The 11,108-nt window shown below is 70.9% G+C and carries 13 protein-coding genes; 3 read left to right on the plus strand and 10 right to left on the minus strand.

Annotation, left to right across the window (positions count from 1 at the left end):
• A partial coding sequence (locus tag ACWGH4_RS21740; RefSeq protein WP_453463326.1) for an alpha/beta fold hydrolase occupies positions 1-243 on the plus strand: 243 nt, incomplete at its 5' end.
• A gap of 89 nt (positions 244-332) precedes the next feature.
• On the opposite strand, the gene mnmA is transcribed toward ACWGH4_RS21740, so the two are convergent.
• Positions 333-1,460 carry a tRNA 2-thiouridine(34) synthase MnmA gene (mnmA, locus tag ACWGH4_RS21745; RefSeq protein WP_402245669.1) on the minus strand — a complete coding sequence of 376 codons (1,128 nt, stop codon included), beginning with the start codon at positions 1,458-1,460 and terminating at the stop codon, positions 333-335.
• A gap of 61 nt (positions 1,461-1,521) precedes the next feature.
• Here mnmA and ACWGH4_RS21750 point away from each other — a divergent pair, with 61 nt between their 5' ends.
• Positions 1,522-2,223: an N-acetylmuramoyl-L-alanine amidase gene (locus ACWGH4_RS21750; RefSeq protein ID WP_441266049.1), complete on the plus strand. Its 702-nt coding sequence runs from the start codon at positions 1,522-1,524 to the stop codon at positions 2,221-2,223.
• Positions 2,224-2,301: 78 nt separating this feature from the next.
• On the opposite strand, the gene ACWGH4_RS21755 is transcribed toward ACWGH4_RS21750, so the two are convergent.
• The 3 genes from ACWGH4_RS21755 to ACWGH4_RS21765 all read right to left on the minus strand — a co-directional run bounded on the left by ACWGH4_RS21755 (position 2,302) and on the right by ACWGH4_RS21765 (position 4,169).
• Positions 2,302-3,465, minus strand: a complete 1,164-nt coding sequence (locus tag ACWGH4_RS21755) for a cysteine desulfurase family protein (protein WP_453463330.1) — start codon at positions 3,463-3,465, stop codon at positions 2,302-2,304.
• A gap of 132 nt (positions 3,466-3,597) precedes the next feature.
• The gene (locus tag ACWGH4_RS21760) at positions 3,598-3,969 is read right to left on the minus strand and encodes a hypothetical protein (RefSeq protein ID WP_453463333.1); all 372 of its coding nucleotides are present in this window, start codon (positions 3,967-3,969) and stop codon (positions 3,598-3,600) included.
• A 44-nt stretch (positions 3,970-4,013) separates the two neighbouring features.
• Positions 4,014-4,169 (minus strand): hypothetical protein, encoded by a 156-nt coding sequence (locus ACWGH4_RS21765; RefSeq protein ID WP_167306813.1) that lies wholly within the window; start codon positions 4,167-4,169, stop codon positions 4,014-4,016.
• Positions 4,170-4,275: 106 nt separating this feature from the next.
• On the opposite strand from ACWGH4_RS21765, the gene ACWGH4_RS21770 reads away from it, so the two are divergent.
• Entirely contained in the window at positions 4,276-4,896 is a 621-nt protein-coding gene (locus ACWGH4_RS21770; RefSeq protein ID WP_453463336.1) for a TetR family transcriptional regulator, read from the plus strand.
• A gap of 131 nt (positions 4,897-5,027) precedes the next feature.
• Here the strand turns inward: ACWGH4_RS21770 and ACWGH4_RS21775 are convergent, their stop codons facing one another.
• From ACWGH4_RS21775 to ACWGH4_RS21800, 6 genes are all read right to left on the minus strand, one after another.
• On the minus strand, positions 5,028-5,879 hold the full coding sequence (locus tag ACWGH4_RS21775; RefSeq protein WP_453463338.1) for a thioesterase family protein: 852 nt from the start codon (positions 5,877-5,879) through the stop codon (positions 5,028-5,030).
• A 98-nt stretch (positions 5,880-5,977) separates the two neighbouring features.
• Positions 5,978-6,631: a TRIC cation channel family protein gene (locus ACWGH4_RS21780; RefSeq protein WP_441266054.1), complete on the minus strand. Its 654-nt coding sequence runs from the start codon at positions 6,629-6,631 to the stop codon at positions 5,978-5,980.
• Positions 6,632-6,677: 46 nt separating this feature from the next.
• Positions 6,678-8,081, minus strand: coding sequence for an oligopeptide/dipeptide ABC transporter ATP-binding protein (locus tag ACWGH4_RS21785; RefSeq protein WP_453463341.1), 1,404 nt, complete (start codon positions 8,079-8,081; stop codon positions 6,678-6,680).
• Positions 8,078-9,076, minus strand: coding sequence for an ABC transporter ATP-binding protein (locus ACWGH4_RS21790; RefSeq protein ID WP_453463344.1), 999 nt, complete (start codon positions 9,074-9,076; stop codon positions 8,078-8,080). The genes ACWGH4_RS21785 and ACWGH4_RS21790 overlap by 4 nt, the downstream gene beginning before the upstream one ends.
• Positions 9,077-9,082: 6 nt before the next feature.
• The gene (locus ACWGH4_RS21795) at positions 9,083-10,036 is read right to left on the minus strand and encodes an ABC transporter permease subunit (RefSeq protein WP_441266153.1); all 954 of its coding nucleotides are present in this window, start codon (positions 10,034-10,036) and stop codon (positions 9,083-9,085) included.
• A 10-nt stretch (positions 10,037-10,046) separates the two neighbouring features.
• Positions 10,047-11,048: an ABC transporter permease subunit gene (locus ACWGH4_RS21800; protein ID WP_441266056.1), complete on the minus strand. Its 1,002-nt coding sequence runs from the start codon at positions 11,046-11,048 to the stop codon at positions 10,047-10,049.
• Between the last annotated feature and the right edge of the window lie 60 nt (positions 11,049-11,108).

Genomic DNA, 11,108 nt, shown 5'->3' on the forward strand with positions numbered 1-11,108 from the left:
CTCCGCGGCCGCGCGGAACGGCCCGACTACCGCGACACGCTGGCCGCGGTGCAGACGCCGGTGCTGATCGTCGTCGGGACGGACGACGCGTACACCCCGGTCTCCGACGCGGAGGCGATGCGTGCTCTGGTCCCGCACGCCACGCTCACGGTGATCGAGAGCGCAGGGCACCTTCCGGGGGCCGAGCAGCCCGCGCGGTTCAACGCGGCACTGCTGGCGTTCCTGAAGGAGCAGGTGGCCTAGCGCATCCCTTCCGGACCTTGCCGGGTCCGTCCGGTTCCGTACAGTTCGCCCGGATCCGGGCGGGTCCGACCGGTTCCGGACAGGGATGCCTAGGCGACGGCCGTCGCCCGCCGGGTCGTCGTCGCGATCGTCGCCGAGCCGACCACCCGCGTGCCGTCGTAGAGGACGACCGCCTGGCCGGGGGCCACGCCGCGGACCGGCTCGGTGAAGGTGACCCGCAGCTCGGAGCCGTCGACCAGCTCTGCCGTCACCTCCGTCTCGCCGCCGTGGGCGCGCAGCTGGGCGGTGTACGTGCCGGGCCCCTCCGGGGCCGCGCCGCACCAGCGGGGCTTGATCGCGGTCAGGGCCGTGACGTCGAGGGCCTCGACCGGGCCGACGGTCACGGTGTTGTTCACCGGGGAGATGTCGAGGACGTAGCGCGGCTTGCCGTCCGGCGCGGGGTGGCCGATGCGCAGGCCCTTGCGCTGCCCGATGGTGAACCCGAAGGCGCCGTCGTGACTGCCGAGCTTCGTGCCCGACTCGTCGACGATGTCGCCCTCCGCGGTGCCGAGGCGGTCCGCCAGGAAGCCCTGGGTGTCACCGTCGGCGATGAAGCAGATGTCGTGGCTGTCGGGCTTCTTCGCGACCGCGAGCCCGCGCCGCTCGGCCTCCGCCCGGATCTCGTCCTTGGTGGTCAGCGTGTCGCCGAGCGGGAACATCGCGTGCGCGAGCTGCCTCTCGTCGAGGACGCCCAGCACGTACGACTGGTCCTTGGCCATGTCGCTGGCGCGGTGCAGCTCGCGGCTGCCGTCGTCCTTCAGGACCACGGTGGCGTAGTGGCCGGTGCACACCGCGTCGAAGCCCAGCGCGAGGGCCTTGTCGAGCAGCGCGGCGAACTTGATCTTCTCGTTGCAGCGCAGGCACGGGTTGGGCGTGCGGCCCGCCTCGTACTCGGCGATGAAGTCCTCGACGACGTCCTCGCGGAAGCGTTCCGCCAGGTCCCACACGTAGAAGGGGATGCCGATGACGTCCGCGGCACGGCGGGCGTCGCGCGAGTCCTCGATGGTGCAGCAGCCGCGGGCACCCGTGCGGAAGGACTGCGGGTTCGCGGAAAGCGCCAGGTGCACACCGGTCACGTCGTGACCGGCCTCTGCCGCGCGGGCGGCGGCGACGGCGGAGTCCACGCCGCCGGACATGGCGGCGAGGACACGGAGGGGACGCTGGGAAGTCTCAGTCATAGCGCTACCAGGGTACGGGTGCCGGGGAACCGAAAGCTCGCGAGTATGCGTTGTGACCGTCATGGGCAGCGACAACAAGCATGGCGGGGACGGCAGGAAGCGCGGCGTGAGCCGGCGGGCCGTGCTGATCGGCGGCGGGGCGGCGGTCATCGGCGGGGGCGTCCTCGTCGAGGAGGAGCTGCGCCGGTTGTGGCGGGGCATGCCGTGGGTGCGCACGCCGCGCAAGGAGGGCGAGATCGACCACGCGGGCGCGCAGTGGGTCGCGGCCAACGCGGCGAACTGGCGGCTGGCCGACCGCCCCGACGACTACGAGATCGACCGGGTCGTCATCCATGTCGTGCAGGGCAGCTATCCGACCGCGCTCAAGGTCTTCAGGGACCCTCTGCACGGCGCGGCGACCCACTACGTGGTGCGCAAGGACGGACATGTGGCGCAGATGATCCGCGAGCTCGACGTCGCGTACCACGCCGGAAACCGCTCGTACAACGAGCGCAGCATCGGCATAGAGCACGAGGGCTTCGTGGACCGGCCGCAGGACTTCACCGACGCGATGTACCGCGGCTCGGCGAAGCTGACGGCGGACATCTGCGTGCGCCACGGCATAGCGGTGGACCGGGAGCACATCGTGGGACATGTCGAGGTCCCGGGGACGGACCACACCGACCCGGGACCGCACTGGGACTGGCCGAAGTACATGAAGCTCGTCGCGGCGGAGATGCCGGCGGCCCGGCGGGCGGCGGAGGCGACGGAGAACAGCGCCTGAGCCGACCACGCCCGGGCACCCGGGCGCCGGTGCGGGGCGCCCGGGCGCGCTGTCGCCCCGGTTTCGAGCAGGGCCGCGCTAGCTCAAGCCCGCCGTACGCGCCCGTTCGACCGCCGGGCCGATGGCCCCGGCGACGGCTTCCACGTCGGCCTTCGTCGAGGTGTGGCCGAGGCTGAAGCGCAGGGTGCCGCGGGCGAGGTCCGGGTCCGTGCCGGTGGCGAGCAGGACGTGGCTGGGCTGCGCGACGCCGGCGGTGCAGGCGGAGCCGGTGGAGCATTCGATGCCCTGGGCGTCGAGCAGCAGGAGCAGCGAGTCGCCCTCGCAGCCCGGGAAGGTGAAGTGCGCGTTGGCGGGCAGCCGGTTGTCCGGGTCGCCGCCGAGGATCGCGTCGGGGACGGCGGTCCGCACGGCGCGCACGAGGTCGTCTCGCAGGGAGCCGATGTCGCGGGCGAAGTCCTCGCGGCGTTCGGCGGCCAGCCGGCCGGCCACCGCGAAGGCGGCGATGGCCGGGGCGTCGAGGGTGCCGGAGCGTACGTGGCGTTCCTGGCCGCCGCCGTGCAGGACGGGGACGGGGCTGTACTCGCGGCCGAGCAGCAGGGCGCCGATGCCGTACGGGCCGCCGATCTTGTGCCCGGAGACCGTCATCGCCGCGAGCCCCGACGCGGCGAAGTCCACATCGAGCTGCCCGAAGGCCTGGACCGCGTCGGCGTGCAGCGGTACGCCGAACTCCTTCGCCACGGCCGCGAGTTCGGCGACCGGCATGACGGTGCCGATCTCGTTGTTGGCCCACATGACGGTGGCGAAGGCAACGTCGTCCGGGTTTCGGCCGATGGCCTCGCGCAACGCCTCGGCGTGGACTCTGCCGTACGGATCGACGGGCAGGTACTCGACGGTCGCGCCCTCGTGTTCGCCGAGCCAGTGCACCGCGTCGAGCACGGCGTGGTGCTCGACCGGGCTGGCCAGTACGCGGGTGCGGGCGGGGTCGGCGCCGCGGCGTGCCCAGTACAGGCCCTTCACGGCGAGGTTGTCCGCCTCGGTACCGCCCGAGGTGAAGACGACTTCGCTCGGCCTGGCGCCGAGGGCCTCCGCGAGCGTCTCGCGGGCCTCCTCGACGGTACGGCGGGCCCGTCGCCCGGCTGCGTGGAGTGCGGACGCGTTGCCGGTGACGGAGAGCTGGGCGGTCATCGCCTCGACGGCCTCCGGCAGCATCGGAGTGGTCGCGGCGTGGTCGAGGTAAGCCATGGTGGCCTCGATTCTACGAGGCTCCGTGGGGGCGCGGACGCGGCGCAGGGGCGCACGGGCCCCGGGCCTGCGCCCCGGGCTGGACGGGTGGGGGGCCGGGAGCGGCTCTGTCCCGGCCGGGAACGTCGGCGATCAGCCTCCGAAGCCCCAGACGACCGTGCCGTTGACGGTCACGAGCACGGCGAGCACCACGAGATCGGCGATGCCGAGGGCAAGGCCGAGGAGGGCGCGGCCGCGGCGTACGGTGCCGCGCCGGAGGGCGAGCGCCGCGAGCACGACGGCGGTGGGGCCGAGCACGATGTTCATCACGAGCAGCCCGACGAGGCCGAGCACGAATGCCGCGACGGCCATGCCGTCGGCGTCCTTGCGGCCTTCCGCCGCGGGGCCGCCCCCCGGGCCGTTCGCGACCGTCGGCGCCTCGGGGGCGTCTTCGGTGCGGGCTGCCGCGGGTGGGCGGCGGTCGCCGCCGTGGGGCCGGGGACGTACGAGTTCGGCGAGTTGCATGACGTCTCTCCTTCCGGTTCCGGTACGAGGACTGTGCGGGCGGTTCAGTCGCGGCGGGCCCGGCCGCGCTCGCGCACGGCGAAGACGAGCAGCCAGCAGCCGATGGCGGAGGCTGCCACCAGCGAAACGGACGCGGGGAGTTGGACCACGGCGCCCAGCATGATTCCGAGCAGAAGAAGTGCTGCTACAAGGGCGATCATCGTCATCCTTTCGGCGACTTCTGGGTGAACACTTGTAAGTACGAGTGTTCACTGACTGGTGAGTCTACTCTTTCCTTCTTCGGAAAACGGTTGTTTACTCGATGTCATGAGTCACACCGCCGGCATCCGTCAGGCCCAGAAGCAGAAGACCCGGCAGGCCCTCCTCGACGCCGCGCTGGAGCTGCTCGAGGAGCAGAGCCTGAGCAGCCTCGGGCTGCGCGAGGTCACTCGGGCCGTGGGTGTCGCGCCGACCGCGTTCTACCGGCACTTCCGCGACACGGCGGACCTCGGGGTGGCGCTGGTCGAGGAGACTCTCGGCAGCCTGCACCTCACGATCGGGGAGGCACTGCGCGAGCCGCACGACGAGGCCCGCATCGAGCGGACCGTGGCGCTGGTCGCCGGACTCGTCCGCACCTTCCCCGCCCACGTCCGCTTCATCGCCCGCGAGCGGCACGGCGGCGTGGCGGCGGTCCGCGCGGCGATAGGCGAGCAACTCGACCGTTTCTCCGAGGAGGTGGCGGCCGCGTTCGCCGACGAACCGGAGTCGGCCGGCTGGAGCGAGGAGGACCTCCGCATGCTGGCCGGCGTGTACGTCGACCACATGGTGATGACGGCCTCGTCCTTCCTGGAGGCCGGCTCCGGCGGCGAGGACAGGGTCCGCGCCGTGGCCGTACGGCAGTTGCGCCTCATCAGCCTGGGCCGCCGCCACTGGCTGGACGCGCCCTGACCTTCCTTCCGGAAACACACCGGCTGCCTCCCACCACAGGGGGCGAGAGGCAGCCGGAGACGTTCTTGACGGCGGGGCACGCCGATGCGGCAGGGCCGCAGGGCCGCAGGGCCGCAGGCGCGGCTACTGGCCTACTGGCCCCGAGGGGCCTTGGCCAGCTGGCGGGACTGGGCCACCAGACGGTCCGCGGAGTCCCAGACGTCCGCGTCCTCCTCCAGGAAGCCGCCCGCCAGGTTCCGCGTCGTGATCGAGACCCGCAGCGGCCCGGGCGCCGGGCGGCAGCGGATGTGGGTGGTCAGCTCGACCGTCGGCGTCCAGCCGGAGAGCCCGAGCTCGAACGACGTCGGCGGCAGCGCGTCCACCGTCAGCAGCAGGGACAGCGGGTCCGCGTCGCGGCCGTCCGCGAGACCGAACCAGCCCCGCATCTCGCCCTTGCCGGAGGGCGAGCCGATCGCCCATCCGACCGTCGCCGGGTCCAGCTTGATGTCGAGCCGCTCGGTGATCGCCGAGCTGCCGGGTATCGAAGGCTGCCCGTCGGCCGGTCCGAGGCACTGCTCGAGCGGCGGGATCGCCGGGGGCACGGCCGCGGTGCGGACGTCGTCGGGCAGCGAATCCAGGTCGCCGTAGGTGGCCAGCACACGGATCCGCTCGACCTCGGTCCCGTCCTCCTCGGACTGGAAGAGAGACGCCTGACCGGTGGAGAGCGTGCGGCCGGTGCGCACGGTCTGGGTGCGGATCACCGCGGGCCCCGGCTGGGAGGCCGTGAGGTAGTGCGCCGACACGGAGAAGGGATCGGGGTGCGGCAGCGCGTCACCGAGCGCCCGGCCCATGAGGGCCAGCAGATAGCCGCCGTTGACGGCGTGGATGATCGTCCAGCCCGCCGAGAGTTCCACGTCGTAGACGCCGTCCGCGCGCCGCGTGATCGCCGTGTCCCGGTCGAATTCACTGTTGCCGACGGTCGCCTGAGTCGCTGCTTCAGCCATGGCGGTACGGTACAACAGACAACTACTAAGCGGTAGCTTTGCGCGCTGCGTCACACCGGTGCCTCGCGACCCGGCCGCTCCTCGTCAGGCGCCGGTCCTCACTCGCTCGCCTCCGAACGCCGGTTCCAGGCACGCGGCGCCCGCCAGTGGAATCGCATCGCCAGCAGGCGCAGTACGAACGCCGTCACCACGGCCAGCCCGCTCGTGAACGGGTTCAGCGCCTCGAAGCGGATGCACAGCACCACCATCGCCGCACCCACCATCGCGGGCACGGCGTAAAGGTCACGGTCCCAGCGCAGCAACGAGGGCACCTCGTTGGCCAGCACATCGCGCAGCACACCGCCGCCGACGGCCGTGGCGAGCCCGAGGGTGGCGGAGGAGGTGAGTCCGAGACCGTACTCGTACGCCTTGGTCGTCCCCGTCACGCAGAAGAGGCCCAGCCCAGCGGCGTCGAACACGTTGACCGCCACCTGGATCCGTTCCACGTGCGGGTGCAGGAAGAACACCAGCGCCGTCGCGACCAGCGGCGTGACGAAGTACCCGAGATCGGTGAAGGCCGCGGGCGGTACGGCCCCGATGATCAGGTCGCGCAGCAGCCCACCGCCCAGCGCCGTGACCTCGGCGAGGACGGCCATGCCGAACACGTCGAAGTTCTTGCGGACGGCGAGCAGTGCCCCGGAGATCGCGAAGACGAAGATGCCGACGATCTCGAGAGCATGCTGGACGGAGGGCGTGAACAGTTCTTGGAGCACCGGACAGTTCTACAACGCCCGGTGCTCCAAGATGTGCGGCGGTCCGTCAGCCGGTCTTTGCCGACTCCACGCCGGAGGCGTCCGACTCCGGAGCGTCGGCCTCGTCGGCGGCGTCCGCACCGGCATCGGCGTCGCCCGCGGGATCCGCGTCCTCCGCCTTCGCGGGAGCATCGGCCTCCGCGCCGTCGGTCTCGACCGGAGCGTCGGCCTCGACCGGACTCTTCGCCGAAGCGTCACTCTCGGCCGAAGCCTGGCCCTCGACCTCGGCGTCGGCGTCGGCCTTCGCCGGCTCCTCGGCCTCCGCGGAGTCGTGCTCCCGCTCCTGCTCCTTCTTCTTCTCCGCCGGCTCGTCGCCCGACGACTGCGCCGGGATCGCGACCTTGTCGGCGTCGGGGCCCTCCGCTGCGACGGCCTTGGTCTCCGTGACCGCCTCGATGCCGGTCGGGCGCGTCAGCTCCAACGTCCCCGCCTCGATCTCGGCCGCGAAGTGGCACGCCACCTTGTGCCCGTCACCGACGTCCGTCAGCACCGGGCGTTCGGCCGCGCACCTGTCCTGGGCCCAGGGGCACCGGGTGTGGAAGCGGCAGCCCGCCGGCGGGTTGGCCGGCGAGGGCAGGTCGCCCTGGAGCAGGATCCGCTCGCGGCGGTCCTCCACCTCGGGGTCGGGCACCGGGACCGCCGACATGAGCGCCTTGGTGTACGGGTGCTTGGGCCCCGCGTACAGCGCGTCGCTCGGCGCCTCCTCCACGAGGGAGCCGAGGTACATGACCCCGATGACGTCCGAGATGTGCCGGACGACCGCCAGGTCGTGGGCGATGACGAGGTACGTCAGGCCCATCGACTCCTGCAGTTCCTCCAGCAGGTTGATCACCTGCGCCTGCACCGACACGTCGAGCGCCGAGACCGGCTCGTCGCAGATGATCACATCGGGCTCGAGGACCAGCGCACGGGCGATGCCGATGCGCTGGCGCTGACCGCCGGAGAACTCGTGCGGGTAGCGGGAGAGCGCGTTGGTGGGCAGGCCGACCTTGGCGAGGATCTCCTTGATCCTCTCCCGGCGCTCCTCCTGGTCCTTGCCGATCCCGTGCGCGGCCATGCCCTCGCTGAGGATCGACTCGATGTTCTGCCGCGGGTTGAGGCTGCCGAGCGGGTCCTGGAAGACCATCTGCAGACGCCGGCGGTACCGGCGCATCTCCTCCTCCGGCAGCTTCGCCAGGTCCGTCCCGTCGAAGACGACCTCGCCGTCGGTGATGTCCACGAGACGCAGCACACCGCGGCCGAGCGTCGTCTTGCCACAGCCCGACTCGCCCACCAGCCCGTACGTCTGACCGGCCTCGACCTTCAGCGACACACCGTCGACGGCGTAGACATGGCCGACCGTGCGGTTGAAGAGGACGCCCTTCCTGACGGGGAAGTGGACCTTCACATCGTCGAGTTCGAGCAGGCTCATGCCGAGACCTCCGCCTTGGGCTTGGGAAGGACCGGGTTGACGCAACGCACCTGGTGTCCGGCCGCGCGTGGTTCGGTCAGTTCGGGTGTGCCGGTCAGGCACTCCATCGTGTAGTAGTCGCAGCGCGGCGCGAACGCGCAGCCGTCCGCCCAGGCGATCCGGTCGTTGATGGATCCGCGGATGGGGCTGAGCGGTTCGCCGCGCGGCGCGTCCAGCCGGGGGATGGACCCGAGCAGACCGTGCGCGTACGGGTGGGTGGGGTGCGCGAACAGCTCGCGGCGGCCCGCGGATTCGACGGCCCGGCCCGCGTACAGCACGTTGACCTGGTCGCAGAGGCCGGCCACGACGCCCAGGTCGTGGGTGATCATCAGCAGGGCGGTGCCCTCCTGGTCGACCAGTTCCTTGAGCAGTTCCAGGATCTGCGCCTGGATGGTCACGTCGAGCGCGGTCGTCGGCTCGTCGGCGATGAGCAGCCGGGGAGCGCACGCGACGGCCATGGCGATGAGCGCGCGCTGGCGCATACCGCCGGACAGCTGGTGCGGGTACTCCTTGAGCCGCCGGGTCGGGTCGGGGATGCCGACCCGGTCCAGCAGGCTCGCCGCTTCCTTGCGGGCGGCCTCGCCCTTGAGTCCGCGGTGGCGTTCGAGGATCTCGGTGACCTGGACGCCGATGGGGACGACGGGGTTCAGCGAGGACAGCGGGTCCTGGAAGATCATCGCCAGCTGGCTGCCGCGCATGTCCCGCAGCTTGCGCGGGCTCATGCTCAGCAGGTCCTTGCCGTCGAACTCCGCGCGCCCGCCGACCTTCACGCCCTTGCCGGGCAGCAGGCCCATCAGGGCGAGCGAGGTCACGGACTTGCCGCAGCCCGACTCGCCCACGAGGCCGACGACCTGGCCCTGGTCGACGTCGAACGACACGCCGTCGACGGCCGTGGAGTCCTTGCGGCCCTTGGCGGTGAAGGTGACGCTGAGTTCTTCAACTGAGAGCAGTGCCATGGGACTTCAGCCTCGCAGCTTCGGGTCGAGGGCTTCGCGCGTGGCCTCGCCGAGCAGGGTGAAGCCGAGGGCGGTGATGATGATGCCGATGGCGGGGTAGGCCGCCATCATGGGCTCGTTGTCGAAGAACCGTTCGGCCTGGGCGAGCATGACGCCCCACTCCGGGATCGCCGGATCCGGGTTGCCGAGGCCCAGGTAGGACAGGGCCGCGGCCTCGATGATCGCGGTGGCGAGGCTGAGCGTCGCCTGGACGATCACCGGGCTGAGCGAGTTCGGCAGGATCTGCGTAAAGACGATCCGCTTCTTCCTGATGCCGAGCGCCTTCGCCGCGAGTACGTAGTCGGAGCTGCCCTGCACCAGCATCGAACCGCGCAGCAGTCGCGCGAAGATCGGGATCTGCACGACGCCGACCGCGATCATCACGGTGGTCAGCGACTGCCCCATCACCGCGGCGATGGAGACCGCCAGCAGCAGCGACGGCAGCGAAAGCATGATGTCGGTGAAGCGCATGATCACCGTGTCGACGCGCTCGCCGGCCCTGCCGCCGAGCGTCGCGGCCGCCCCGGAGAGCACACCGATGAGGGCGCCGACGATCAGACCGATCAGCATCGACACGACGCCGACCATCAGGGTCTGCCGGGCTCCGACCAGGATCCGGGAGAACATGTCGCGACCCAGGTGGTCCAGGCCGAACCAGTTCCCATCACGCGCGCCGACGAATTCGCCCCTGTTGGCGAAGACTTCGCCCCGCCATGTCTGGGCGGACGGGCTGTGCGGAGCGATCCACGGTCCGATGATCGAGAGGATCACGAACAACGCGATGATGACGCCGCCGATGATCGCCATCTTGCTGGACCGCAGCCGCCGCATGGCCTCGCGCCACAGGCTGGCGCCGCTGGTGGTCTCGGACGTCTGCATCAGCTCGGCGAGCCGGTCGATCTTGTCGGCCTTCTTCGTCATGGTCGTCACGTCAGTGCACCCGCACTCTCGGGTCGATGATGCTGTACGCGAGGTCGACCAGCAGGTTGATGAGGACGTACACCATCGCGATAAAGAGGATGAACCCGACGAGCACCGGGTAGTCGCGGGCATCGATCGAGGTGCGGATGAAGGAGCCGATGCCTCCGAAGGTGAAGACCGACTCGGTGAGCACCGCGCCCGAGAGGAGGCTTCCGGTGAGCAGACCCACGGCGGTGACCACGGGAAGCAGCGCATTACGCAGCACGTGACGGCCGCGGACAACGCGCTTCTCCAGGCCCTTGGACTCCGCGGTGCGGACGTAGTCCTCGCCGAGGACCTCCAGGACGCTGGCCCGCGTCATCCGCACGATCACGGCGAGCGGGATGGAGGCCAGCGCGATCGCGGGCAGGATCAGATGCTTGATCGCCGCCCAGCTGGCGTCGAGTTCACCGGTCAACAGGCCGTCCAGCACCGCGAATCCGGTGACCTCGGTGGCGTCGAGACCGCTCGGGAGTCGACCGAACGTCGGCAGGCCGAGCGGCTCGGCCAGCACGCCCTTGAGCAGCTGCGCCAGGAAGAACACCGGAATACAGATGCCGACCAGCGATCCGGACACGGAGGCCACGTCCAGCCAGCCGCCGCGGCGCTTGGCCGCCAGGTAGCCGAGCGGGATTCCGACAACGATGGCAAGGAGGATCGCGGCGATGCTGAGTTCCACCGTTGCCGGGAAACGCGTCGTGAACTCGTCCAACACCGGTTGACCGGTCTGGACGGACGTGCCGAGGTCGCCCTCGAAGATGCGCTTGAGGAAGCGCCAGTACTGGACGTAGACGGGCTGGTCGAGCCCGAGGGCCCGGTTGATACGCGCCACTTCGGCTTCGGTCGCCCGCTCGCCCAGGATCGCTGAGGCGGGTCCGCCGGGCAGCCGGTTCAGCCAGAGGAAGAGCAGAACCGACAGGCCGAGCAGGGTGGGTATGAGCTGTAGCAGTCTTCGTACGACGAGTCGCAGCACCCCGCATGCCCCTTTCTTACGTGCGTCGATGCGGGTCCGCCCGGCCACCGAGGTTCTGTG

The sequence above is a fragment of the Streptomyces sp. NPDC054847 genome (assembly GCF_053610925.1).

What these genes read in the sequence shown, in the direction of transcription:
- ACWGH4_RS21755 (WP_453463330.1), bottom strand. Translation starts at nt 3,465, where the DNA reads ATGGCTTACCTCGACCACGCCGCGACCACTCCGATGCTGCCGGAGGCC.
- ACWGH4_RS21795 (WP_441266153.1), bottom strand. Translation starts at nt 10,036, where the DNA reads ATGACGAAGAAGGCCGACAAGATCGACCGGCTCGCCGAGCTGATGCAG.
- ACWGH4_RS21790 (WP_453463344.1), bottom strand. Translation starts at nt 9,076, where the DNA reads ATGGCACTGCTCTCAGTTGAAGAACTCAGCGTCACCTTCACCGCCAAG.
- mnmA (WP_402245669.1), bottom strand. Translation starts at nt 1,460, where the DNA reads ATGACTGAGACTTCCCAGCGTCCCCTCCGTGTCCTCGCCGCCATGTCC.
- ACWGH4_RS21785 (WP_453463341.1), bottom strand. Translation starts at nt 8,081, where the DNA reads ATGAGCCTGCTCGAACTCGACGATGTGAAGGTCCACTTCCCCGTCAGG.
- ACWGH4_RS21770 (WP_453463336.1), top strand. Translation starts at nt 4,276, where the DNA reads ATGAGTCACACCGCCGGCATCCGTCAGGCCCAGAAGCAGAAGACCCGG.
- ACWGH4_RS21750 (WP_441266049.1), top strand. Translation starts at nt 1,522, where the DNA reads ATGGGCAGCGACAACAAGCATGGCGGGGACGGCAGGAAGCGCGGCGTG.
- ACWGH4_RS21775 (WP_453463338.1), bottom strand. Translation starts at nt 5,879, where the DNA reads ATGGCTGAAGCAGCGACTCAGGCGACCGTCGGCAACAGTGAATTCGAC.
- ACWGH4_RS21760 (WP_453463333.1), bottom strand. Translation starts at nt 3,969, where the DNA reads ATGCAACTCGCCGAACTCGTACGTCCCCGGCCCCACGGCGGCGACCGC.
- ACWGH4_RS21765 (WP_167306813.1), bottom strand. Translation starts at nt 4,169, where the DNA reads ATGATCGCCCTTGTAGCAGCACTTCTTCTGCTCGGAATCATGCTGGGC.